The sequence below is a fragment of the Mesorhizobium sp. B1-1-8 genome, from assembly GCF_006442795.2.
Lineage (GTDB): Bacteria > Pseudomonadota > Alphaproteobacteria > Rhizobiales > Rhizobiaceae > Mesorhizobium.
On the sequence record NZ_CP083956.1, the window covers coordinates 1,421,997 to 1,445,674 of the forward strand.

The 23,678-nt window shown below is 64.6% G+C and carries 26 protein-coding genes, 1 pseudogene and 1 riboswitch; of the genes and pseudogenes, 14 read left to right on the top strand and 13 right to left on the bottom strand.

The features are described from left to right. The first annotated feature begins 34 nt into the window (after window positions 1–34). Entirely contained in the window at window positions 35–823 is a 789-nt protein-coding gene (locus FJ974_RS07025; RefSeq protein WP_181177151.1) for a DUF1194 domain-containing protein, read from the top strand. Between the two features lie 12 nt (window positions 824–835). Here the strand turns inward: FJ974_RS07025 and FJ974_RS07030 are convergent, their stop codons facing one another. The 3 genes from FJ974_RS07030 to metX form a co-directional block, all read right to left on the bottom strand. Beyond that, entirely contained in the window at window positions 836–1,765 is a 930-nt protein-coding gene (locus tag FJ974_RS07030) for a glycosyltransferase family 2 protein (protein ID WP_140533827.1), read from the bottom strand. A gap of 225 nt (window positions 1,766–1,990) precedes the next feature. Further along, on the bottom strand, window positions 1,991–2,608 hold the full coding sequence (gene metW, locus FJ974_RS07035) for a methionine biosynthesis protein MetW (protein WP_140533826.1): 618 nt from the start codon (window positions 2,606–2,608) through the stop codon (window positions 1,991–1,993). A 28-nt stretch (window positions 2,609–2,636) separates the two neighbouring features. Beyond that, a complete protein-coding gene (gene metX, locus FJ974_RS07040) occupies window positions 2,637–3,806 on the bottom strand; it encodes a homoserine O-acetyltransferase MetX (protein ID WP_140533825.1) in 1,170 nt (389 codons plus the stop codon). An 89-nt stretch (window positions 3,807–3,895) separates the two neighbouring features. Then, window positions 3,896–3,973: riboswitch (SAM riboswitch) on the bottom strand. Between the two features lie 137 nt (window positions 3,974–4,110). On the opposite strand from metX, the gene hisC reads away from it, so the two are divergent. Together hisC and FJ974_RS07050 are read left to right on the top strand one after the other, a co-directional pair. Further along, window positions 4,111–5,214: a histidinol-phosphate transaminase gene (gene hisC / locus FJ974_RS07045; RefSeq protein ID WP_140533824.1), complete on the top strand. Its 1,104-nt coding sequence runs from the start codon at window positions 4,111–4,113 to the stop codon at window positions 5,212–5,214. 6 nt (window positions 5,215–5,220) lie between these two features. Then, window positions 5,221–6,159, top strand: coding sequence for a prephenate/arogenate dehydrogenase family protein (locus FJ974_RS07050; RefSeq protein ID WP_181177150.1), 939 nt, complete (start codon window positions 5,221–5,223; stop codon window positions 6,157–6,159). 45 nt (window positions 6,160–6,204) lie between these two features. Here the strand turns inward: FJ974_RS07050 and FJ974_RS07055 are convergent, their stop codons facing one another. Next, window positions 6,205–7,203, bottom strand: coding sequence for a DUF2125 domain-containing protein (locus tag FJ974_RS07055; protein WP_140533822.1), 999 nt, complete (start codon window positions 7,201–7,203; stop codon window positions 6,205–6,207). Between the two features lie 125 nt (window positions 7,204–7,328). Between FJ974_RS07055 and FJ974_RS07060 the strand changes: the two genes are divergently transcribed. From FJ974_RS07060 to FJ974_RS07070, 4 genes are all read left to right on the top strand, one after another. Continuing rightward, complete coding sequence (locus FJ974_RS07060) at window positions 7,329–7,856, top strand: gamma-glutamylcyclotransferase (protein WP_140533821.1); 528 nt, start codon at window positions 7,329–7,331, stop codon at window positions 7,854–7,856. Window positions 7,857–7,888: 32 nt separating this feature from the next. Beyond that, entirely contained in the window at window positions 7,889–8,014 is a 126-nt protein-coding gene (locus FJ974_RS30160) for a hypothetical protein (protein WP_264296806.1), read from the top strand. 83 nt (window positions 8,015–8,097) lie between these two features. Beyond that, the gene (locus FJ974_RS07065) at window positions 8,098–9,045 is read left to right on the top strand and encodes an aldo/keto reductase (protein WP_140533819.1); all 948 of its coding nucleotides are present in this window, start codon (window positions 8,098–8,100) and stop codon (window positions 9,043–9,045) included. Between the two features lie 120 nt (window positions 9,046–9,165). Continuing rightward, entirely contained in the window at window positions 9,166–9,780 is a 615-nt protein-coding gene (locus FJ974_RS07070; protein ID WP_140533818.1) for a LysE family translocator, read from the top strand. Between the two features lie 6 nt (window positions 9,781–9,786). Here FJ974_RS07070 and FJ974_RS07075 read toward each other — a convergent pair whose 3' ends face one another. Beyond that, window positions 9,787–10,581: a lysophospholipid acyltransferase family protein gene (locus FJ974_RS07075; RefSeq protein WP_140533817.1), complete on the bottom strand. Its 795-nt coding sequence runs from the start codon at window positions 10,579–10,581 to the stop codon at window positions 9,787–9,789. A gap of 83 nt (window positions 10,582–10,664) precedes the next feature. Next, complete coding sequence (locus FJ974_RS07080; protein ID WP_140533816.1) at window positions 10,665–11,567, bottom strand: LysR family transcriptional regulator; 903 nt, start codon at window positions 11,565–11,567, stop codon at window positions 10,665–10,667. 127 nt (window positions 11,568–11,694) lie between these two features. Between FJ974_RS07080 and FJ974_RS07085 the strand changes: the two genes are divergently transcribed. Both FJ974_RS07085 and FJ974_RS07090 read left to right on the top strand, forming a co-directional pair. After that, on the top strand, window positions 11,695–12,165 hold the full coding sequence (locus FJ974_RS07085) for a DUF1348 family protein (protein ID WP_140533815.1): 471 nt from the start codon (window positions 11,695–11,697) through the stop codon (window positions 12,163–12,165). A gap of 37 nt (window positions 12,166–12,202) precedes the next feature. Further along, entirely contained in the window at window positions 12,203–12,829 is a 627-nt protein-coding gene (locus FJ974_RS07090) for a pyridoxamine 5'-phosphate oxidase family protein (RefSeq protein ID WP_181177149.1), read from the top strand. Here the strand turns inward: FJ974_RS07090 and FJ974_RS07095 are convergent. The 3 genes from FJ974_RS07095 to ftsE all read right to left on the bottom strand — a co-directional run bounded on the left by FJ974_RS07095 (window position 12,826) and on the right by ftsE (window position 15,357). Further along, a complete protein-coding gene (locus FJ974_RS07095; protein ID WP_226891510.1) occupies window positions 12,826–13,509 on the bottom strand; it encodes a YdcF family protein in 684 nt (227 codons plus the stop codon). The genes FJ974_RS07090 and FJ974_RS07095 overlap by 4 nt on opposite strands. A 206-nt stretch (window positions 13,510–13,715) precedes the next feature. After that, entirely contained in the window at window positions 13,716–14,705 is a 990-nt protein-coding gene (locus FJ974_RS07100; RefSeq protein ID WP_140533812.1) for a cell division protein FtsX, read from the bottom strand. Next, window positions 14,698–15,357, bottom strand: coding sequence for a cell division ATP-binding protein FtsE (ftsE, locus tag FJ974_RS07105; RefSeq protein WP_140533811.1), 660 nt, complete (start codon window positions 15,355–15,357; stop codon window positions 14,698–14,700). Before ftsE ends, FJ974_RS07100 begins: the two co-directional genes overlap by 8 nt. Before the next feature lie 181 nt (window positions 15,358–15,538). Between ftsE and FJ974_RS07110 the strand changes: the two genes are divergently transcribed. The 3 genes from FJ974_RS07110 (at window position 15,539) to FJ974_RS07120 (ending at window position 17,220) form a co-directional block, all read left to right on the top strand. Beyond that, on the top strand, window positions 15,539–16,177 hold the full coding sequence (locus tag FJ974_RS07110; protein ID WP_140533810.1) for a hypothetical protein: 639 nt from the start codon (window positions 15,539–15,541) through the stop codon (window positions 16,175–16,177). A 23-nt stretch (window positions 16,178–16,200) separates the two neighbouring features. Continuing rightward, window positions 16,201–16,743, top strand: coding sequence for a hypoxanthine phosphoribosyltransferase (hpt, locus tag FJ974_RS07115; protein WP_095767471.1), 543 nt, complete (start codon window positions 16,201–16,203; stop codon window positions 16,741–16,743). 84 nt (window positions 16,744–16,827) lie between these two features. After that, window positions 16,828–17,220 carry a response regulator gene (locus FJ974_RS07120; protein WP_140533809.1) on the top strand — a complete coding sequence of 131 codons (393 nt, stop codon included), beginning with the start codon at window positions 16,828–16,830 and terminating at the stop codon, window positions 17,218–17,220. 24 nt (window positions 17,221–17,244) lie between these two features. Here FJ974_RS07120 and FJ974_RS07125 read toward each other — a convergent pair whose 3' ends face one another. Then, on the bottom strand, window positions 17,245–18,198 hold the full coding sequence (locus FJ974_RS07125; RefSeq protein ID WP_140533808.1) for a DMT family transporter: 954 nt from the start codon (window positions 18,196–18,198) through the stop codon (window positions 17,245–17,247). A gap of 189 nt (window positions 18,199–18,387) precedes the next feature. Between FJ974_RS07125 and FJ974_RS07130 the strand changes: the two are divergent. Continuing rightward, window positions 18,388–19,271, top strand: a pseudogene (locus FJ974_RS07130) (LysR substrate-binding domain-containing protein). Window positions 19,272–19,277: 6 nt separating this feature from the next. Here the strand turns inward: FJ974_RS07130 and FJ974_RS07135 are convergent. The 3 genes from FJ974_RS07135 to FJ974_RS07145 all read right to left on the bottom strand — a co-directional run bounded on the left by FJ974_RS07135 (window position 19,278) and on the right by FJ974_RS07145 (window position 23,318). Further along, window positions 19,278–19,643, bottom strand: a complete 366-nt coding sequence (locus tag FJ974_RS07135) for a glyoxalase superfamily protein (protein ID WP_140533807.1) — start codon at window positions 19,641–19,643, stop codon at window positions 19,278–19,280. 30 nt (window positions 19,644–19,673) lie between these two features. Beyond that, window positions 19,674–22,262: a TIGR02302 family protein gene (locus tag FJ974_RS07140; protein ID WP_140533806.1), complete on the bottom strand. Its 2,589-nt coding sequence runs from the start codon at window positions 22,260–22,262 to the stop codon at window positions 19,674–19,676. Window positions 22,263–22,376: 114 nt separating this feature from the next. After that, the gene (locus tag FJ974_RS07145) at window positions 22,377–23,318 is read right to left on the bottom strand and encodes a threonine/serine dehydratase (protein ID WP_140533805.1); all 942 of its coding nucleotides are present in this window, start codon (window positions 23,316–23,318) and stop codon (window positions 22,377–22,379) included. 50 nt (window positions 23,319–23,368) lie between these two features. Between FJ974_RS07145 and FJ974_RS07150 the strand changes: the two genes are divergently transcribed. After that, window positions 23,369–23,671 (top strand): ArsR/SmtB family transcription factor, encoded by a 303-nt coding sequence (locus FJ974_RS07150; protein WP_140533804.1) that lies wholly within the window; start codon window positions 23,369–23,371, stop codon window positions 23,669–23,671. Window positions 23,672–23,678: the final 7 nt, after the last annotated feature.

Consider the following 23,678-nt stretch of genomic DNA (forward strand, 5'->3'; position numbering starts at 1 on the left):
AATCCAGGCATCGTCGGAGGCTGCCATGCTGGATATGCTCGGCCTGCTTGCTTGCCTCACCTGTGCCGGGGCGGCGCCGCTCGCCTCGTCCGGCGAGGGCATGCCGGTCGATGTCGAGCTGGTGCTCGCCGTCGACATCTCGCAGTCGATGGACGAGGAGGAGTTCGCCTTGCAGCGCGCCGGTTATGTCGAGGCGTTGCGCCATCCAGACTTCATCAGCGCGGTGCGCTCCGGCTCAAACGGCCGCATCGCGCTCGCCTATTTCGAATGGGCGGGCATCGTGCGCGACGACGGGGTCATCGCCTGGCAGGTCATCGACGGCAGCGACAGCGCAAACGCCTTCGCCGACAGGATCGCGTCACGGCCGTTCCGAAGCTTTCGCGGCACCTCGATCTCCGGTGCGCTCGGCTTCGGCGCCGGGCTTCTGGAGAAAAACGCATTTGTGGCACGGCGCCGCGTCATCGATATATCGGGGGACGGGCCCAACAATGCCGGGCTGCCTGTCGCCGCGACCCGCGACGCCGTTGTGGCCAGGGGCATCGTCATCAATGGCCTGCCGATCCTGATCCGCCCGTCGACAAGCGTCAGCCATCTGGACCGCTACTATGCCGATTGCGTGACCGGCGGCCCCGGGTCCTTCGTGCTGCCGATCTATGCGCCTTCCGAATTCTCGACCGCCATACGCCGCAAGCTGATCCAGGAGGTGAGCGGCATCAATCCCGCCGGAACGGTCCGCGCCGCTGCGGCGCCGACAGACTGCCTGCTGGGCGAGCGCCTCAGACAGCGGTTTTCCGACCCCTATTTTCCGGAGTTGGACCGATAGCGGTTTGAGGCGCTAGGCCGGACGGGCGCCGTATTTGGCGCGAAACTCGTCATAGCAATCGCGGCGCCAGCGCCGGCCGACGACATAGCCGCGCAGCAGTTGCGGCAGCGAATAGCCGAGAGCCTTCGAGGACCGGTTGGCCAGATAGCCTGAGAAGGCCTGCGGCAACCTGCCTTTGAGTATATCGGCGATAATCTGGCGCGCGATCATATAAGGCGGGACATCGGGAAAACGGTCGGCGATATAGGGGTGCTTGTTGATCAGGTTGGCATAGGCCTCGACATAGCCGTCGCGGCGGCCGGAGATCGAATTCTCCGAATTGTACTTCTTCCAATCGATTTCCTCGGCCAGCAAGGCGCCGCTGCGGCGGGCAAAGCGCAGCAAGATCTCGCGATCCTGCATGCGGGTGATGTCGCTGTCGTAGCCGCCGATCGCCAGCAGCGACTCATGCCGGGCGGTGATCGCCGAGCCGGCGATGAAGATCGTCTGCGAGACCAGCGCGCGCTGCAGCGTGCTCTTGTCGAGAAAAGCCTCGCGATTGATGCATTTGGTGCTGCGGTTGCCCTTCACCGACAGGTACGAGCTGATCAGCACTTCGAGCCCGGGGTTTTCGTCGAAGCGCGCCAGCGTCCGCTCCAGCCGGTCGGGCAGGTAGACGTCGTCCGAATCGAGGAAGGTCACGATCGGCGTCCGCGCGCGCTCGATGCCTGCGTTGCGCGCCGCATTGGCGCCGCGCCATTTCGCGCCGACATAGATCAGCCTGGGGTCGTGGATTTCCGCCAGGGCCGCGGCCGTGCCGTCGGTCGAGCCGTCGTCGACCACAATGTGCTCAAAGCGGGTAAGGGTCTGGGCGAGGACGCTTTCCACGGCGCGCACAACCTGACTGCGCCGATTGTGCGTCGGCGTGATCACCGTGATCAGCGGAACCGTGTCGGTCGGCATCTGACTTCCGCTATATCCGCGGGCTTAAAGGTGCTGGTTGAATATGCTGCCCCTCGCTGTGCATGCCCGTCCCAGGATATGTGTGGCGAAGCTACAAAAAACGGCGGTCGCTGTCACGTCGATGTGTCTTGACCAGGGACTACTTTTTCGCCAGCAGCGGTTTGAAGGCAACAGTTCGCTGCGATCTTCGTTGATGACGTCGAACATCATAGCCAGTAAGTAGCGTCAGCTCCGCCTCAACAAAAACACCGCCTGCTGGCCGAAAAAATTCCAGAACCACCACGGCATCGACAAGCCGATCTTCTGGCCGTTGCCGTCGAGCGCGGTCGCTTTCTCGACCGTCGCGCCGAGCTCTTCGCACAGGTTGACGAAGTCGCGGATGGTGCAGAAGTGGATGTTGGGCGTGTCGTACCAGGAATAGGGCAGGTCCTTGGTGACCGGCATCCTGCCCTTGACGAACAGCGACAGGCGCACCCGCCAGTGGCCGAAATTGGGGAAGGAGACGATGGCGTGCTTGCCGATCCTGAGCAGTTCGTCGAGCACCAGCTTCGGGTTGCGCGTCGCCTGCAGGGTCTGCGACAGCACGACGAAATCGAAGCCCTTGTCGGGATAGAATTCGAGGTCCTTGTCGGCATCGCCCTGAATGACGGAAAGGCCGCGCGCCACGCATTCGTTGACGCCGCGTTGCGACAGTTCCAGGCCACGGCCGTCGACCTGCTTGGTTTCCTGCAGCAATTCCAGCAGCGAGCCGTCGCCGGAGCCGACGTCGAGCACCCTGGACGCGGGCGGGATGAGACCGGCGACGACTTCGAGGTCGACGCGCTGGGCGCGGTTGACGCTCATGCACACACCCCTTGGGATCGCGAGCCGGTCATAGGCTGAGCCCTCTGGCCCGTGCCGCCGAGGCGATGAAGCCGTTGATGGCGGCGAACAATTCCGGCTCGTCGAGCAGGAAGGCGTCGTGGCCGCGGTCGGTCTCGATCTCGACAAAGGAGACGGAGGCGCCGGCGGCGTTCAGCGCATGCACGATCAAGCGGCTCTCCTCGGTCGGAAAAAGCCAGTCGGAGGTAAACGACACCAGGCAGAACCGTGTCCTGGTGCCGGCGAAGGCATCGGCCAAACGCCCGCCATGGTCGGCGACAAGGTCGAAATAGTCCATCGCGCGGGTGAGATAGAGATAGGAATTGGCGTCGAAACGGTCGACGAAGGTCATGCCCTGGTGGCGCAGATAGCTTTCGATCTGGAAATCGGCGTCGAAGCCGAAGGTGAGCGCCTCGCGGTCCTGCAGGTTGCGGCCGAATTTGCGATGCAGCGCCGCCTCCGACAGATAGGTGATGTGGGCGGCCATGCGCGCCACCGCCAGCCCCTTTTCCGGGCGCCTGCCGAGCTCGAAATACTTGCCGCCGTGCCAGTCAGGGTCAGCCATGACGGCCTGTCGGCCGACCTCATGGAAAGCGATGTTCTGCGAGGAATGGCGGGCGCCGGTGGCGATCGGCAGCGCGGAGAAGACGCGCTCCGGATAGGTGGCGGCCCATTCCAGCACCTGCATGCCACCCATCGAGCCGCCGAGCACGCAAAACAGCTTCTCGATGCCGAAATGGTCGACCAGCATCAGCTGGGCGCGGACCATGTCGCGGATGGTGATGACCGGCAGATCGAGGCCGTAGGGCTTGCCCGTCGCCGGATTGGTCGAGGCCGGGCCGGTTGAGCCCAGGCAGCCGCCGATGACGTTGGCGCAGATGACGAAAAAGCGGCTGGTGTCGATGATCTTGCCGGGGCCGATCAGCACCTCCCACCAGCCCGGCTTGCCGGTCACCGGATTGGTGCTGGCGACATGCTGGTCGCCGGTCAGCGCATGGCAGACAAGGATGGCGTTGGAGCGCGCGTCGTTCAACGTGCCGTAGGTCTGGTAGGCGATCTGGAAGGGTGACAGCAACGTGCCGGCGTCCAGCTTCAGCGGCTTGTCGGGGCCGAAGCGCAGCACCGGGCTCGACGGTTGGTCGGCCTCGTTGTTGGTCCTTGCAATGCGCTCAGCGGCCATTCGCATTCCCCATCCGTCCCACATCACGCCGATGCGGTGTCCGGCCGGCGGCGGACAACAAAAAACCGGCAATGCCGTCGCAAAGCCGGTTACGGATGCAAACGGCCCTTTAGCGAGTTGTTTAACGTGGCTGCAAGCCGACCGGCCAAATCACCACGGAAAGTCTTGTCGCTCTTCTAGGACTAGTGCTGCGCTTCGTCAACGGGAAGCCTTGTGGCGCAACCGCCGCCTCTCGACATTCCGGACAACGGCTTGTATTTCCGCTGCGGCCTGCCGACAAAGGCCTTCTCGACGGATTTGTGACATGAAGCAGGATCAAGCACGTCCGACGCCCCGCGCGGGCATTATGGACATCGAGGCCTACGTGCCCGGCAAGAGCACGGCGCCGGCCGGCGTGACGAAGGTCTACAAGCTGTCGTCGAACGAGAATCCGCTCGGGCCCTCGCCCAAGGCGATCGAGGCAGCACGAGACGTGGCCGCCAGGCTCGACGTCTATCCTGACGGCAGCGCCAGGCGGCTGCGCGAGGCGATCGCCGAGGTGCATGGGCTCAACCCGGCAAACATCATCTGCTCCAACGGTTCCGACGAGATCCTGGGGCTGCTGGCGCAGACTTACCTTGCGCCCGGCGACGAGGCCGTGTTCACCGAGCACGCCTTCATGGTCTACAAGATCTACATCCAGGCGGCGGGCGCCACGCCGGTGGCGGTCAAGGAAACCGACGAGCGCGCCGACATCGACGCGATCCTCGCCGCGGTGACGCCGCGCACAAAAATCGTGTTCCTTGCCAATCCCAACAATCCGACCGGCACCTACGTGCCCTTCCAGGAGGTGCGCCGGCTGCATGCCGGGCTGCCGAGGAATGTGCTCCTGGTGCTCGACGCGGCCTACGCCGAATATGTGCGGCGCAACGACTACGAAGCCGGCATCGAGCTGGCGGGCTCGTCCGAGAATGTCGTCATGACCCGCACCTTCTCCAAGCTCGGCCTCGGCGGCGCGCGGATCGGCTGGATGTATGGGCCGGCGCATATCGTCGATGCGATCAATCGCGTACGCGGCCCCTTCAACGTCAATGCCACCGCGATCGAGGCCGGCATCGCGGCGATCCGCGACCGCGCCCATGTCGAGCGCAGCGTGGCGCATAACGAGAAATGGCTGGCCTGGGTCAGCGGGGAGTTGACGAGGCTCGGGTTGCGGGTGACGCCCAGCGTCGGCAATTTCGTGCTGATCCACTTTCCCGACGACAAGAAGCATTCGGCAGCCGCCGCTGACGATTATCTCAGCCAGCGCGGCTATATCCTGCGCCGCGTTTCCGGCTACGGCTTCCCCAACGCGCTGCGCATGAGCATCGGCATCGAAGAGGCCAATCGCGGCGTCGTCGATGCGCTGACGAATTTCCTGAAAAGCTAGAACGCCATGACATCACCGATGTTCGAAAAGATCGCGCTGGTCGGCATCGGCCTGATCGGCTCGTCGCTCGCCCGGGTCATCCGCCGCGAGAGGCTGGCCGGCCATGTAGCGATCGCCACGCGCAGCAAATCGACGCTTAAGCGCGCCGAGGAACTCGACCTCGGCGATTCTTATACGACCGACGCCGGCGAAGCGGTCCGCGATGCGGATCTGATCATCGTCTCGGTGCCGGTCGGATCGTCCGGTGAGGTGGCGAAGGAAATCGCGCCGGCGCTGAAGAAGGGCGCCATTCTCACCGACGTCGGTTCGACCAAGGCTTCGGTGATCGCGCAGATTGAGCCGCATGTGCCCGAGGGCGTGCATTTCATTCCCGGCCATCCGCTCGCCGGCACGGAAAAATCCGGACCGGATGCCGGGTTCGCCGATCTCTTCGACAACCGCTGGTGCATCTTCACGCCGCTTCCCGGCACCGACCCGGCAGCACTGAAGAAGCTGTCGGAATTCTGGCGGCGCTGCGGCTCCAACATCGACACGATGGACCCGCAGCATCACGACATGACCTTGGCCATCGTCTCGCACCTGCCTCACATCATCGCCTACAATATTGTCGGCACCGCCGACGATCTGGAATCGGTAACCAAAACGGAAGTCATCAAATATTCCGCTTCCGGCTTTCGCGACTTCACCCGCCTGGCCGCTTCCGATCCGACCATGTGGCGGGATGTGTGCCTGCACAACAAGGACGCCATCCTGGAGATGCTGGCGCGCTTCTCGGAGGACCTTGCCTCGCTGCAGCGGGCGATCCGCTGGGGCGACGGCGAAAAGCTGTTCGATCTCTTCACCCGCACGCGCGCCGTCCGCCGCTCGATCATCGAGGCCGGCCAGGACATCGATGCGCCGGACTTCGGCCGGCAGGCCGTCGAGCATCCGGTTTCCAAGACCTAGCCAGGTGACTGTGACGGCGGCCAGCGGCCGCCATCATCGCCAGCCTTAGTCGACCGGCTTGATCTTGCCCAGCGGGATGAAGCCGAGCGATGCCTTGCCCTTGACGATCCTGAGCGGCATCGACGGTTCGTTGCCGAGCATCGCCAAGCCGGCAAAGCCCTGCTCGATCTCGCTCTTGTGTTCGGGAATGGCGCCGGCAAGGATGGCCGCCACGGCCTTTGGATCCTTGAGCTTGACCGTCAGATCGGCATCGACCAAGCCGTCGGCGCCGACCGAGACGGGTCCCGACACGGTGATGCGCGCCGTTCCCGACGACAGGTCGAGCCTGGCGATGTCGACCGCCTGGCCGCGAAGGCTTTTGGGCGGCGCCGCGATCAGCGCGACACCGTTCTTCAATGTCGCCTCGCCGCTGCCGTCGAGCGCCGGCAGCATGCGTCCGCCGATTGCGTCGGCGTCGATCTCGAGATCGCTGAAGCTGGCGGTGTAGAGGACGTCCTGGTTCCTTGGCTCCAGCTGGCCAGCTGCCTTCGCGGCGTAGAACAGCTCCGCCGGATCGGAATCGTCGGCCGGGTCGGTCTGTCCGGACACACCCTCGGCCTGCAGTGCAATGCGTCGCGGCAAAGGCCAGGACACCTTGACCGCGGCGTTGAGCTTGTCCCAGTCGATCCATAGCGGCGGCATGCCCGGAACGGAGGTTCTGAGCGGACCCCTGACGTCGGCGACGGGTGTAAGCGGCTGCGTGATCTGCGCAACGGCGTTGAAGCTGCCGGTCGAGGCGGCGATTTTTTTTGCGTCGTCCTGGTAAGCCAGATTATCGCAAGAGACGGCAAAGCTCAGGGGATAGCCACTAACCGTGAGATTGGCGCAGCCGGCCTCAATGCCCCTGCCGTTGAGCGCCGCGACCGCCTTGTCGGCTTCGGTCTTGACCCGGTCGGCAAGATAGAACCAGCCGCCGCTGTAGATGGCGAACAGCACGGCAACAACGCCAACAAGCCAGAACAGCCGGCGGCGAAAGTTTGGCGATCGCTCGTTACTTGACGTCATGCTGCGGCTCTCGTTAACCCCTCGTTTGCGAGCAGGCTGTTCATTCACGCACAACAAGCGGGGACAGAAGAAACACCGTTGCCGGTGCGGTGTCGTCACTCGAAATGCGATCAAGGCTTGGCGATATGGGCGATTTTTGGGTTTTTGGCTATGGGTCGCTGATCTGGCGGCCGGGATTCGCCCATGTCGAGACGCGGCGCGCCCGTCTCTACGGCTATCGCCGGTCGCTATGCGTCTATTCCTTCGTGCACCGCGGCACGCGCCAGCGGCCGGGCCTGGTGCTCGGCCTCGACCGCGGCGGCTCCTGCATCGGCCTGGCGTTTCGCGTGCCCGGCAAATTGCGCGACGAGGTTCTCTCCTATCTGCGCGAACGCGAGCTGGTGACCAGCGTCTACCTTGAACGCGTGCTCGACGTCAGGCTCGACGGGGCAGGCGGGGAGACGGTCAAGGCGGTCGCCTACATTGTCGACCGCGCCCATGAGCAATATGCCGGAGCGCTCGACGCCGGCCATGCGGCAAAAATCGTGCGCGGCGCTATCGGTCAATCGGGAAAGAACGAGGATTATGTGCTGAGCACGCTCGATCACCTGAAGGCGCTGGGCATCCGCGACCACTGGCTTGAGGAGGTGGCGCGGCAGGTCGCGCCTTCGTGAAGGGCATTTCCGGCGAAACAAGGTCGCCTCCAATGCTCTATCTCTTTGTTTTCACGCAATTCCGGACGCAAGGCTACGGCGAAGCCGCCGAGCCCAACCGCTGCGCACTTTTGCTGGAATTGCTCTGGCCCGATCAAAAAGCAAAACCATGCCTTTGACCTCGGCGAGACGAGACCTAGCTTAGGCCCAACCCGACCGCTCGGGATTTCAACGGTCCAGCCCAGCAAAACGGAGATCAGTCTTGCACAAACGCCGTCTCGGTCGCACCGACCTGTTCATCGCGCCGCTGGTTCTGGGTGGCAACGTCTTCGGCTGGACCGCCGACGAGAAGACTTCCTTCGACCTGCTCGATCGCTTCGTCGAGGCAGGCTTCAATGCGGTCGACACCGCGGATTCCTATTCGCGCTGGGTTCCCGGCAACAAGGGCGGCGAATCCGAGACCATCATCGGCAACTGGATGAGGAGCCGCGGCAACCGCGATCATGTCATCGTCGTCACCAAGGTCGGCTCCGACATGGGCCAGGGCAGGCGGGATCTCTCCGCGGCCTATATCGAAAAGGCTGTCGATGGATCGCTGAAGCGGCTGCAGACCGACGTCATCGATCTCTATCTGTCGCACTGGCCCGACCCGACCACGCCTTACGAGGAAACGCTCGGCGCCTATCAGCGCCTGCTCGAAAAAGGCAAGATCCGCTATCCGGGGTGCTCCAATCTCGATGCCGGCCAGTTGCGCGCCGCGCTCGACGTCGCCAGCCTGCGCAGCCTGCCGCGTTACGAGGTGCTGCAGCCCGAATACAATTTGTACGATCGCTCGAAGCTCGACGGACCGCTGCTCGATCTCTGCAGGGCGGAGGATATTGGCGTCATCACCTATTTCAGCCTCGCCAAGGGATTCTTGAGCGGCAAATACCGCTCCAAGGCCGATCTCGGCCAGAGCGCGCGCGGCGAAGACGTGGCCGAGTATCTCAACGAGCGCGGCATGCGCATCCTCTCGGCGCTTGACGCCGTCGCCGAGCGCCATTCGGCCAAGCAGGCGGAGGTGGCGCTGGCCTGGGTGATGGCGCGGCCCGGCATCACCGCGCCGATCGCCAGCGCCACGACGCCCGCCCAGATGGACAGTCTGGTTCGCGCGGCATCGCTTGAGCTCAGCGCGGACGACGTCGGGGCGCTCGACCGGGCCAGCGCCTAGCGCGGCCGCGGCGGACTGCGCAAGGGCTGATCCACGGACAGGTCGCGCACGATCGTCCAAGACCCCTGCTCTAACCTTGCGATAATTCCTGCCTGATCGCGGCAGGAATTTGGGTTCGGCATGGCGGGAGAGATTCTATCCCAGGCGTGGCAGCAATTGCTGGCGCTGGTCATCGCGGCGGGCGTCGTCATGGGCAGCCCCGGACCGGCGACGATCAGCGTGACCGCCGTCGGCGCGGCTTTCGGACTGCGCTCTTCGTTGCGCTATGCCTCAGGCGTCGTGATCGGGACGATCGCGGTGCTTTTGGTCGTGGCTGCCGGCATCGTCGGCATGCTTGCCTCGCTGCCGGGACTGGCGCCGGCGCTGACGATCGCCTCGGCCGCCTACATCCTCTATCTCGCCATCAGGATTGCGACGGCGCCGCCGCTGGCCGAACGTGAAAGTTCCGCCGCACGTCCCACGTTTCACGGCGGTTTCATGCTCGCCATCGCCAACCCCAAGGCCTATGTGGCGATCGGCGCCGTGATGGCCGGCGCTTCGTCGCAGGCCGGCGGGCTTGGCCTTCCCGCAAGGCTGCTTGTGCTGGCGGCAATGATCGTCGCCATCCATGTTTTATGGCTTCTCGCCGGAACGGCCTTCGCGTGCTTCCTGCGCAATCCGCTTGCGTCGCGGATCATCAATCTGGTTTTCGCGGCGACGCTGCTGCTGACGACGGCCCTGGCGGCGCTGCCGTGAGAGACCTCAGGCTTTTCCCGTTGCGCCAAGCTCGGCCAGGCGCTTCACCGCGGTCGGCGGCATGGGTGGCGGGTTCGGCCCGCGCGAGGCCTCGACCAGCAGTTCATCGCAGGCGGCTTCCGTCTCGCCGATCAGGCGCTGCATGAACGTCTCCTTGTCGAGCCCAGGCGGTATCGGCGGCAGGAAGCGGGCCTTGATGGTGCCGGGGTAGCGCATGAACTTACGGCGCGGCCAAAAGAGCCCGGCGACATGGGCGACCGGCACCACAGGGATGCCCAATTGGCCATAGATCTCGACGATGCCGTATTTGTAGGACGGCTCGGCGCCTGGCGGTCGCCGCGTGCCTTCCGGATAGATGATCAACTGGCGCGGATTGCGTTCCATTTCGGCTTTGGTGGCAGCCACCACTGCCTTCAGCGCTTTCGAGCGGCTGCCGCGGTCTACCGGGACCATGCGCATCTTCATGATGTACCAGCCGAAGAACGGAATCCAGGTCAGCTCGCGCTTCAGGATGTAGAGCGGGTCCTGCAGGTAGGGAAAGAAGGCGATCGCATCCCAGAAGGACTGATGCTTCGGCGCCAGGATGAAGGAGCCTTCGGGGAGGTTTTCGATGCCCGTGATCTCGTTCTTCGTGCCGGCGATCTTGTCGTAGAGCCACATCGAAGTGCGCGACCAGAATTTCGGCACGAACCAGGCACGGTGGCGGGGTGACAGGAAATAGTAGGGTGTCCAGAAGATCATCTGGACGATCAGGCTGAGATAGAAGACGAGGTTGAACGCCAGCGAGCGGATAATGAGCATACAGGGAAGCCTGGTGAGGAGGTGTGCGTTGGTTACACCAAGCAAGGCCAAAAAGGAAACGGCGCTGCGGTCGAATCCCGATGCTACAACGATCGCGCCAGCCGTTCCTTCAGGCGCGGCGCGGCGAAATCGAGGAAGGCGCGCAGCTTCACCGGCAAGCGGCCCTGGCCGGTATGGACAAGGCTGACGGGCCAGGGCGACGGCTCGAAAGGTTCGAGCACGACGCTGAGCGTGCCGGCGCTCACGGCAGCGTCCGCCTGGTAGGAAAGCACTTTCGTCAGGCCAAGGCCGGCGGTCGCGGCATCTATCGCCGCCTCGGCTGTGTTGACCTGCAGTCGCGAGCGGACCGGAACGTCGATTTCCGTCTTGCCCATCGCAAAACTCCACGTGGCGGGAGAGGTAAGCCCTTCGAAGGTGATGCAGTTGTGGCCGGCAAGGTCTTGCGGTTTCGCTGGGGTGCCATGCTCCGCGAGATAGGCCGGACTTGCGCACGCGATGCGGCGGATCGAGCCGACACGCGTTGCAATCATGGTGGAGTCCGCAAGCTCGCCGATGCGAATGGCGAGATCGATATGCTCGTCGACCAGCTGCGTGATCCGGTCGGACAGCGTCAGGCGAATATCCACATCGGGATAGGCGGCAAGAAAGCCGGTGACGACCGGCAGCACATGGAGGCGACCGAAGACGACCGGCGCGGTGATGACCAGCTCGCCGGTCGGGGCGCTGTATTCGCCGGCGGCGGCGCGCTCGGCCTCGCCGACCTCGTCCAGGATGCGGCGGCAGGCGGCCAGATAGGACTGGCCGGCATCGGTCAAGGTGAGGCGGCGCGTCGAGCGGTTGAGAAGGCGGGTCTTCAGATGCCTTTCGAGATCGGAGAGCCTGCGGCTGACGGTTGCCAGCGGCATGCCGGTGCGCCGCGAGGCGGCGGAAAGACTGCCCGCCTCCACCGTGGCGACGAACAGGGACATGGCATCCAGGCGATCCATTGATCTTCCAGAAAATGGAAAGATGGATTGCAAATATGCCATCTACATCCTGGTAATGGAAGATTGCATATTTGGCGCGCGGTGCAATGCTGCCTGAAATCCACCTGTCGCAGTCACTGGAGTTGTCATGTCCGAAAGCCGTCCGCCGCTGCCGCCCTTCACTGCCGAGACCGCCGCACAGAAAGCGCGCATGGCCGAGGATGCCTGGAATTCGAGGGATCCGGCGCGCGTCGCGCTCGCCTATACGAGCGACAGCCGCTGGCGCAACCGCGCCGAGTTCCTGCAGGGGCGCGAGGCGATCCAGGCTTTTTTGACGCGCAAATGGAACCGCGAACTCGACTACCGGCTGATCAAGGAGGTGTGGGCGTTCCACACCAACCGCATCGCCGTGCGCTTCGCCTATGAATGGCATGACGACAGCGGTTCATGGTTCCGCAGCTACGGCAACGAGAACTGGGAATTCGACGAGCATGGGCTGATGCGCCTGCGCATCGCCAGCATCAACGACCTGCCGATCGCCAAAGCCGACCGCAAATACCATTGGCCGCTCGGCCGCCGGCCGGACGACCATGCTTCACTGTCCGAACTCGGTTTTTGAAAACAACTCGATCTTAGAAAAGCAAGGGAGGCTTTTGATGAACGCCTTCACCAGCGATGTCGCCTTCACGCCGACCGTCAAGGCGATCCAGTCCCGCAAGGGGTCGCGGGAATCCTACGCCCGGGTCGAGGAACGCGGCGGCTGGCAAGGGGCAATCACGCCTGACCTCGACGGCTTCATCGCGGCGCAGACCAGCGTGTTCCTGGCGACGACCAATGGCGAAGGCCAGCCCTATATCCAGCATCGCGGCGGCCCGGCCGGCTTTCTCAAGGTGCTCGACGAGCGCACGATCGGCTTTGCCGATTTTTCCGGCAACCGCCAGTTCATCACGCAGGGCAACCTGCAGGACAATCCGAGGGCTTTCCTGTTCCTGATCGATTACATGCTTCGCCAGCGCATCAAGATCTGGGGCGAAGCGCGCGTCGTCGAGGACGATCCGGAACTGACGGCAAGCCTGATGCCGGCAAACTACAAGGCGCGGCCCCAGCAATCGATCCTGTTCACAGTCTCGGCCTGGGATGCCAATTGCCCGCAGCACATTCCGCAGCGTTTCGAGGCGGCGGATGTGGCGGCGGCCTTGGCCGAACGCGACCGGCGCATAGAAACGCTCGAACAGGAAATTGCGCGCCTGCGCGGCACTGAGAGGCCGTCTGGTAAAATCTAATTCTTCACCGTCGAGGCTTCGGCAACCGTGACCCCTTCGGCGGGCCGAACCGACACAATGCCGCGCACCAGCGACAGCACATATTTGCTATATTCGGTGAACAGCACCCGCAGCGCTTCCGGCTTGGTCAGCCAGCCGCCATTGCCGAGGTTGGTGTTGACCACCGGATAGGGCTCGAGCCTGGCGCCATGCAGCAGCCGGCTCATCTCCAAGAGGCTGCGCGGCATGTGATAGTTGTTGGTGACGAGGATGACACTGCCATAAGCGTGGCTTTCCACCCATTTGGCGCTTTCCTCGGCATTGCCGATGGTGTCGAGCGCGGCACGGTCGATATCGACGCAGCAGGAGAACAGCTGCTTGTCGCCGCCGAGCGCGGCCTGCAACTGACGGCGGCTGGCCGAGGGGTGGACGCCGCTGATCAGCAGCCGCTCGCCCTTGCCGGACGCAAGCAGCTCCATGGCTGCGTCGAGGCGCGACTGCCCACCGGTAAGCACGATGATGGCATCGGCCTTCGGCGGATCGAGCGGCGTCGACATGTGGCTGACCCTGTCGGCAAACCAGCCGAAGCCGCCGGCAAAAAGCGCCAGCACGGCAAGCAGGGCGAAGCCGCAGATACGAAGCGCAAGCCTGAGCCGACCAGATCCGGTGGGTGCAGCGGCACGCACAAGCGCCGCTGGCATCCTTCCAGCCGTACCGGTCTGCTCCCTCGCGTCCATCATCCCCAGGTTAATCCTGAAAGCATCCTATGGTTAACTCTGAAATGCGATCTTTGATAGATAAGACGGCGCACATTGCGTTACGGCAGCTGCCCGGTCCGTGATCGTTGCACCGGATGGGCATAACGCTTTCAGGCGGCCTTTCCTCTTGTCCTGCGGCCCGATCATCGTCAGCCTCCATCCGGCTGGCGGACGTCGATGTCGCTGAGATAGGCGACGACCGTGACGTGCGAGGTCGCCGCCGTCAGCGCGCCGATCACCAGCACCATCAGGCCGACGCCGAGATAGCCGGCGGTGCCGATGGCGAAATTGCCGAACAGCGCAGTCGCCTGGTCGGCCTGGGGTGTGGCCATGTTGCGCGACGACCACCAGGAAAAGACGATGAAAACCAGGATCGCGGCGGCACCGCCCGCGGCAGCGCCCTTCATGCCGGTGACCAGGAAATGCCAGCGGAACTCGCGCGCGATGAAGCGCGCCTCGGCGCCGACGAAATGCAGCACCTCGATGATGTGGCCGTTGCCGGCCATGGCGCCACGGGTGGCGAACACCACGGTCAGCACTGTCGCCGACAGCATCAGCGCCAGCACGGCGACGCCGATCGTCACGGTCGTATGGGCCATGGCGACCAGCCGGTCGACCCAGGTGCGGTGGTCGTCAAGCGCTGCGCTCGGCAGCTTGGGCGTGATCGCCGCGCGCATGGCGGCGAAGTCCGGCGGGCTGGCCTCGTCGATGGTGACGATGATGAGACGCGGCACCGGCAATTCGTCGATGTTGAGGCCGCTGCCCAGCCATGGTTCCAGCAGGCGGGCCGTCGCGTCGCGGTCGATGATCCTGGTGCCGGTCACGCCGGGAAATTCGCCGGCGATCCGCGAGGCCTGCGCAAGGGCCGCCTCCATATCGAGGCCCTCGGCGGGCTTGATCTGGATCGTCGCCTCGCGCGAGATCTGGTTCTGCCACACCGAAGCGGTGTCGCGCACCAGGGTCACGGCGCCGAAGGTCAGGCAGGACAGGAAGGTCATGATGGCGATGACCAGCACCAGCGCCCTGCCGGCGATGTTCTGCGCCGGCACGATCGGCGCCATGCGGCGCTGGACGCGCTGCGCCGTTGCCGTTGTCTCGGCGGCTTCGTCGTGGAGATGGTCGGCCGGAAGGTCAGTCATAGACGTCCAGCCTTCCGCCGGCCAGGATCATGCGCCTCGCATCGACCTGTTCCATCAGGCCGAGATCGTGGGTGGCGATGACCACGGCGGTGCCGAGCCGGTTGAGCTCGATAAACAGTCTGAGCAGCCGGCGCGCCAGCGGCGGGTCGACATTGCCGGTCGGCTCGTCGGCAAGCAGGATTTCCGGTTGTTCGATCAGCGCCCGGGCGATCGCCGCGCGCTGCTTCTCGCCGCCGGACAGCACCGGCGGCAGCACATGCATGCGGTCGCCGAGGCCGACCCATTTCAGGAGCTCGGTGACATCGGTGCGGTAGCCCGCTTCCTCGCGCCCGCGCACGCGCAAGGGCAGCGCCACGTTCTCATAGGTGGTCATGTGGTCGAGCAGGCGGAAATCCTGGAACACCACGCCGATGCGGCGGCGCATGAGCGGCAGCTCGCTGCGCGAGATGCGTGAGCGGTCCTTGCCGAAAATGGTGATCAAGCCGCGCGTCGGCTTTAGCGACATGAACAGAAGCCGCAGCAAGGTCGTCTTGCCGGCGCCCGAGGGACCGCTCAGGAACTGAAAGGAGCGCTCCGGAATGTGCAGGGAGATGTCGCGGAGAATTTCCGGACCCATGCCATAGCGAAGGCCGACATTTTCGAAGCGGATCACGTTCGGCGACCTGAAACTTTCGGCGGCGGTTTGCCAGCCTTTTCTCCCATAAGACCATCGGCCGGCATGGTTAATCGTCGGTTAATTTCGGCTCGTTTTCGACCTATCACAGCGGTTCCGGTGGGGAAGCGTTAACCAATTCCGTTTACGCAAAAGAAACGAAGACTGCACTGGAGCCGTAATGGCCGAGGATCGAACCGCGCGCCCTGTTTCCGGCGAAATCATGGCCGGAATGCCGGCAAACGCAGCGGGGCGCGTGATGCCCGATGCGCAGGTCGACATTGTCGATGCCGACTATGTCGTGCTGCCGCGTTCGGATATCCGTTCTGCCGCGGCGGCATCGCATCCGCATTCCTCGCCTGCCATGCCGCCCATCGAAGGCATGGGCATGCTGCGCAAGCCCGAGGTCGTGCCGGCGCGGCCGTCGCGCGGCGGTCCGATCTTCTGGATCGCCGGCGTCGGTGCGGCGCTGGCCGCATTCTGGGTGTCGGGCGGCCACGCTTTGGTGCGCCAGAGCCCGTTCTGGGCGAGCCCGCAGCCGCTCAGCGCGCTCAGCATTTCCGGCGTGACGTCGCGTATCGATGCATCGGGGCTGAAGCCTGTCCTGTTCGTCGACGGCGAGGCCGCCAATGACGGCGCCAGCGCCTCACCTTTGCCGCCGCTTGAGATACGCGTCACCGACAACAACAGCAACATCATCCGGTACAGACTGGGGACACCCAACCGGTCGCTGGCGCCCGGCGAAAAATTCGGCTTTTCCAGCCGCCTCGATGTGCCTAGAAACGGGGTGAAGGCCGTCGCGGTCACTTTCGCCGGCTAGGTGGTTCTCTGGAAAGGTAGTCGATGCCAGTTGTGCGCGGCAAAGATATCGAGGTCCTGTTTTCGGCGTCGGCAATCGCGCGCCGCAATCTCGAACTCGCCAAGGAGATCGCCGGGCGCGACTATCACGACCTCTTGGTGATCTCGATCCTCAAGGGCTCGTTCGTCTTCGCCGCCGATCTCATCCGCGCCATGCATGATGTCGGCCTGTCGCCGGAAGTCGAGTTCATCTTCATCTCCAGCTACGGCGCCGGCACCACGAGCGGCGAGGTCAGGGTGCTGCGCGACATCGACAACGAGGTCGCCGGCCGCGACGTGCTGTTGATCGACGACATACTGGAATCCGGCAAGACGCTGTCCTACACCCGCGACCTGATGCTGTCGCGCGGGGCCAAGAGCTGCGCAATCGCCGTGCTGCTCGACAAGCGCATGCGCCGCCAGACCTCGCTCAACGCCGATTATGTCGGTTTCGACTGCCCCGACTATTTCGTCGTCGGCTACGGCATGGATGTCGCGCATGCGTTCCGGGAATTGCCGTTTGTCGGCGTCGTCAAAGGCGACGCCTGAGGCCGCCGGCGCGATTTTTGAAAAGTCTCGCCAACGATTCAAATTTTCAGAAAACATCAACATTTCCCCGCCATCTATTTGGCCATGGCAAAGCTTCTGATCGTCGAGGACGATGAGTCCGTCCGCACACTCGCCGCCCGCGCGCTGGAGCATGACGGGCACAGCGTCACCGTCGCCGCCGACGGCGCGCAGGGACTGGCGCTAATCAATCAGGCGCGCGGCGGCTATGATCTGGTGGTGTCCGATATCCGCATGCCGGAGATGGACGGCATCGAAATGGCGACGGCCGCAGCAAAACAGTTCCCGGCGATGAAGATCATGCTGATGACCGGCTACGCCGACCAGCGCGAGCGCGCCGAGGAGCTGAACGGCATTATCCTCGACGTCGTGCAAAAGCCTTTCACGCTGGCCGAAATCCGCGCCCGCGTCGGACGCGCCCTGGCAGCGCCACGCGCCCTGGCAGGCGCGCAAAGGTAAGACTTTGAGTTTTGCGCATGGCGATCACCACGTCGCGTCGCCGGTTGCGGCGAGCGCCGGTGAAGCCCTGCGTCGGCGTTCGCCGCCAAGGGCAAGCAGGCCGGCGCCGATGATCAGCGCTGCGCCCAGCGCCGTCGTTGCGCGCGGCACCTCGGCGAAGAACAGAAAGCCCCAGAGCGGCGACCAGATGATGCCGGTGTATTCGAAAGTGGCGACGCGGTTGGCGGGCGCCATCCGGTAGGCCTGCGACAACAGGATCATGCCGGCCGAGGCGACGAAGCCGCAGGCGGCCATCTTGAGGAAGTCCTGCATCGTCGGCCACACCCATGGCCTGACCAGGAATTCGAGGCTCGGGTGCGCCGCGTGGGTGATGCCGGCGAGGTGGAAGGCGGCGGCCACAACTATGGCGCCGGTGAGATAGGCGCCGTTCTGGTAGAAGGCCATGACAGTCGAGGATTCGGTGTTGCCAATCCGGCGCGCCATCAGTTGCGAGAAGCCGTAGAGGAATGCCGAGCCGAGCGACAGCAGCGCCGCCCAGTCGAACAAGCCGGCGCCCGGCCGCAGCATCACGATGACCCCGACAAGGCCGATGAGCACGGTCGCCAGCGTCTGCCATGACACGCGCTCGCCAAGATAGGGCCCGGCAAGCGCCATGATGAACAGCGGCGCCATGAAATAGAGCGCCACCGCGTCGGCCAGCGGCAACGCGGCGATCGCCAGATAGTAGACCGTGTAGGATGAGAACTGGATGAAGGCGCGCAGCGTCAGCATGGCGAAGCGTTTCGACAGCAGCGCGCGCAGGCCGACATCGGCATGGACGATCACGATCAGGATCGGCAGCGCGACAATAGCGCGGATCGCCATCACCTCGGTCACCGGATATCCGCCCGACACCGCTTTCACCAGCGGATCCTGCAGCGAAAACACCAGCACGCCGAGGCAGAGGCTCAGAATGCCAAGCGCCGTCCGGTTCTGCATGATCGATCCAGCGAAAAAGAGCCCGCTACCGTTTCGGGCAGCGGGCACGAGTGAGGACTTTCGAATTGGTCCGCGGCCGAATCTCGCGGCCGCATATCCAATGGGTGGAGCAAATATCCCGCGGTATTTGACATGTTGCAAACGAATTGGAATGATACCAGCAATCAGAATTTCTTATGGCGGCACTGCATGAAGCCCACCCTCGACAGCGACCTCCTCGCACCTTCGTGGCGGTAGCCGAGACCGGCAATTTCACCCGGGCGGCGGAAAGGGCCGGGCGCACCCAGTCGGCAGTCTCCATGCAGATGAAGAAACTGGAGGACATGGTCGGCGACAGCCTGTTCGAGCGCGGCTCGCGCGGCGTGGCGCTGACGCGCCGCGGCGGCGAGCTCATCGGCAACGCCCGCCGAATCGTGTCGCTGCTCGATGAGACGGCGGCCTCGCTGGTGGCGCCGCCGCTCGGCGGCCTGGTGCGCATCGGCATCCCGGCCGAATACGGCCGCTCGATCCTGTCGCGGGCGCTCGGCGAATTCGCCAAGCGCCATCCGCGTGTCGAGGTCACCGTGCGCTACGCCCATTCGGCCTCGCAGGTGAGGGCGCTGGCGGCGGGCGAGCTCGACCTCGCCGTGGTGTTCGAGTGGGAGGGTTTTTCCGGCGGCGAGGTGCTGATGCACGACCCGACGGTGTGGGTGACATCGACGCTGCATCACATGCATGAGGAGCGGCCGGTGCCGATCGCACTTTACAGTCGCGATGGCTGGTGCCGCGACTTCGCCGTCAAGTCGCTGCAGCAGCGCGGCCTCGACTACCGCGTCGCCTATACCAGCGACACCAATGGCGGCTTGACGCTGGCCGTCACCTCGGGCCTTGCGATCGCGCCGATCTCGCGCAGCAACATCCCGCCCGACTGCCGCGAACTGACGGCCGCCGACGGCTTCGGCGACATCGATTCCTCGAATGTGGTGCTGCACCGCAACCCGCAGTCGACCGGCGAAGCGATCGACGGCATGGAGGACGCGATCCGCGAGGCTTTCATGCTGACCAGGCAGGGGCGTCCAACGCCTGATCTCTGAGCAAGTTCAGTCCTTTTCGTAAAAAGTCAGGCGGTTGCCGAAGGGATCGATGACCGTGACCTCCTTGGTCTCCCACGCTGTAGTTTCCAGGCCCGGCCGGTTGAAGCGGTATTTCTTCTCCTTGAACTCGCGATGCAGGGCGACGATGTCGACAACCTCGATGCGGACATTGGCGCCCGGCGAACCATCGCCGTGGTGCTCGCTCAGATGCAGTTCGCAGCCGTCGCGGGCGATACCCATGTAGAGCGGCGCATTGTCGTCGAAGCGATGCTCGAAGCGGACCTCGAAGCCAAGGAAGCCGAGGTAGAATTCCTGCGCCTTGGCGATGTCGAAGATGCGCAGGATCGGGGTGACGGTTCCGAGTTTCGGCATGGCGGTGCAACCGTCCGGAGTAGTCTGGAGCTATTTCAGCTCCAGCAGGCGTTCGAGATAGCTGCGTTCAATGTCGGGACTCAGCGAATTGCCGAGCCGTTTGCGGATCGCTTCAAGGATCTGGCGGGCCCGCTGCACGTCGATCTCGTCCGGCACCTTGACCGAGTTGCCGTCGTCGGGCCCCTTGGTGGCGCGCGGCCGGCCGAGCGGGTCGCGGTCGGCATCCTGCTGACGCCCGCCCTGCTCGCTGCCGCCCTGATCGCCCTGCATGGCCTGCATCTGCTTCATCATGTCCTTGGCGCCGCGCCGCAATGCATCCAGCGCGCGGCCCTGATGGCCGACCGCCTGGTCGCCTTCGCCTTCGCCGAGCGCCTGCTTGGCATCGCCCATCGACTTGCCGGCCTCGCCAAAACCCTCATTGGGCTGCATGCCCATGCCTTCGAGGCTCTTCTTCAGCTTGTCGAGCTCGCTCTGCAACTGGCCCTGGCCTTCCTGCAGCTGCTTGAGGGCGTCGGAAAATTCCTGCGGCGTCATCGGCTTTGGCCGGCCGAGCGGATCGCGGTCGTCGCCGGGGCCGGGCTTCTGCCCGTCTTGCGACTGCCCCTGTTCACTATCCTCACCCGGCTGCTGATTGCCATTTTGACCGCGCTGGCCGCGCTGCATCTGGTCGAGACGGAAGGTGTCGTTCATCATCTCCTGCTGGCGGCGCATGATCTCGCCCAGCTTGTCCATCTGCTGGCGCATCTCGCTATCCTGCTCGCCGTTCGGCTGCTGGCGGCCGGCCTGCAGATTGTTCATCATGTCCTGAAGCTCGGACAGGAGCTGCTGGGCCTTGTCGCGATCGCCCGATTTGGCGAGGTTCTCGATCTGATCCATCATGCGGTTGATGTCGCTCTGCCGAAGCTCGCGACCATTCTGCTGCATCTGCGGCGCGTTCGGGTTCTGCTGGGCGCGCTGCGCGAATTCCTGCAGGAACTGGTTCATCGCCTCGCGCAGTTCCTTCATCGCCCTTTCGATTTCCTGGTCGCTGGCGCCGTTCTTGATGGCGTCCTGCAGCGCCTGCTGCGCTTGGCGCAGCCGCCGCTCGGCCGCCGACAGATTGCCTTCCTCGATGCCGAGCGCGATTTCCCACAGATAAGACACTTCGTTACGCAGCTGGTCGTCGGTCTCGGCCAGCTTCAGCCGGGTCATCGCGCTCATGATGGCGAGATAGTTGGTCATGCTGTCGAACGTGTCTTCGGGGCGCAGCGTGATTGCGTCCATCAAGTCGAGCACGCGCGGCTTGGCGTTGGCGTCAAGCGCCAGCAGCCGGCGCTGCTCGATCACGGCGCGCGCCAGCGGGTTCGAGAAGGGCCGCTCCGGCATCACCAGGGTCCTGGTGTCGCTGGTCGCGGTGTGGCCGGCATCGTCGGTGGCGGTAAGCGTCAGCTTGATGTTGCTGCCCGCCCAGACATGCTCGGTCAGGTCCTTGGTCGTCTTGGCGGCGTTCGCCTTGCCGCCGCGGCGCGGCAGCGTCAGCGGCATGTCGGGCGGGCCGTAGAGCGGATGCGCGTTGGCCGGCGGCGGGTCCGACAATTCGAAGACGGCCTTAGCGGAGGCGGCACCGTAATCGTCGTCGATCTGGTAGCTGAGCTCGATCGCGCCGTTGACGGCGCGCTTCGGCTCGCCGACGAAGCGGATCGTCGGCGGCTTGTCCGGGATGACGGCGAAGGCCCAGTGGCCGAGGTCGCTGTCGCCCGACTTCAGCGTCAGCGTGCCGTCGGTGTTCAGCTTGCCGGAAAACTGGCGCACCTTCGGCGCCGTCTGGCCGGCGGCAGGTGGGGGACCCTTGGGCGCCGTCGGGTCGATGGCGCGGGCGTTGCCGCCCGCATCGGCATAGCTCAGCGTCTCCTCGCCGGAGCCGCCGGTGACGCGCAGCGAGACGTCGCTGCCTTGCGGGACGCTGAAGGTTGCGGCGGCCTGATTGGCATCGGCGGTCAGGAATAGCGGCGGCCTGCCGGTATAGGCGGGCGGCGTCACCCAGGCATCGATGCGCGGCGGCACGGCGTCGCGCGCGGCGCGGGCGACGAAACCGTCGCTGATCCTGCCGCCCGAAGGTCCGAAGGAGAAGGCGAAGGCAGTGACGAACAAAAGCCCGGCCAAGGCGCGCAATCCCCAGCGGTCGTAGTCCGGCACGTTTGTGCGCGGCAGGTCGGCGCCAAGGCTGCCGAGCCGCTCGGCCATACGCTTCTGATGCTCGCGCCACAGCGCCTGCGAAAAGATGCTCTCCGATCCGCTCGGTCGGTCGGTCTGCACCTGAACCGGACTGTGCAGCAAGTCATTCGCCGCCTCGACGCGCCTGTCGATCTCGGCAGCGGACGGCATGCGGAAGAAACGCAGCGGATAGAGCGCCGCGAGCGCGGCCGCGGCAAACAGGATCAGGAGGCCGATACGCGCGGTTTCGGGTAAACGCGGGAACAGTCCCAGCCATGAGAGACTGAGGAACAGGCTGGCGACGATTGCCAGCGGCAACAGCAGCGGCCAGCCGCGCTCGAAGATCATCGAGGCCCGTGTCGCCAGCCGGCTGAGCGCCAGACGCCCGGCAAGGCCGCGTTCGCCGCTGGAAGTTCGTTCCGTCATCGGCCTTTCCTGCCCCGGCACAATAGCCTGGACCACATGTGCGGAAGAATACCAACAAACACGGCAAAGGCGAGGCGGGTTCCAAAATCGTGAAGAGGTCCGCCCCGATTATCGTCAGAAACTCGCCGGGTTTGTGTTGGAGCCGCAGATCAGAATGGCCACGCGCTCGCCGGGAGCCGGCACGTAGCGGCCGGAAAGCATGGCGGCAAAGGCCGCGGCGCCGCCGGGCTCGGCGATGATTCGCGTCCGGTCCCACAGCGCCTTCTGCGCCGCGACGATGTCGTCGTCGCTGACCAGGATCGAGCGCTCGACGAAGGCCTCGGCGATCGGGAACATCATTTCGCCGACGCGCTTTGGCGCCAGCGAGTCGGCGGCGATGCCCTCGGCCGGCGCATCGACCGGCCGGCCTGCCTCAAGGGCGCGGTAGAGCGTCGGCGCGCCCTCGGGCTCGATGGCGAGGATGCGAATGCGGCCCGAGAACCAGGCGGCGATGCCGCCGATCAGGCCGCCGCCGCCGACGGCAACCAGCAGCGTGTCGATGTCGGGCAGATCGGCCTCGATCTCCAGGCCGAGCGTTCCCTGGCCGAGCAAGGTCTCTTCCTGGTTGAAGGCATGAATTTGCAGCGCGCCGGTCTTTTGGGCAAAATCCTCGCTGGCGGCCAGCGCCTCGGCGTAGCGCGCGCCGCCGACGATCAGCTCCGCGCCATAGCCGCGGATACGTTCGAGCTTCGCCGGCGGGCTCACTTCCGGCACGAAGATCGTAGCCCTGTGCCCGCGCTTCATGGCGGCGTAGGCGACTGCCGCACCATGATTGCCGCCGGAAGCGGCGACGACGCCGGCTTCGGGCACCTGCCGCTCGAGCAGATTGGTGAAGGCGCCGCGCGCCTTGAACGAGCCGGAATGCTGCAGGCATTCGAGTTTCAAGTCGACCGGAAAGGGCGGCCGGCCGAAATCGGCCATGTCGACGCGCATCACCGGCGTGTGGCGCACGTACGGCCGGATGCGCGGCTCTATCGCCGCAATGCGTTCGCGCGTGATCGTCCTGCTGTTCAACATGCCAGGCTCCTCGGGGTTGACTTCAATTAGTAACTTAGCAAAATGGCTAAATGCAAGAGGTCGACATCTTCAAGGCGATCGCCAACGAGCGCAGGCTGCAGATCCTCGACTGGCTGAAGGACCCGCGTGCCCATTTCCCGCGCCAAGCGGATGGCGATCTGGTCGAGGACGGCGTCTGTGCGCTGCTGATCGCGGAAAAGCTCGGCATCACCCAGGCCACGCTCAGCGAACATATGCGCGTCCTGACCCAAGCCGGCCTGCTCACCGCCAAGCGCACAAGGCAATGGATCTTCTATCGCCGCAACGAGGACAGGATCGCCGAAGCCAAGGCGCTCATCCTGGAGAAAATCTAGCGCTTCG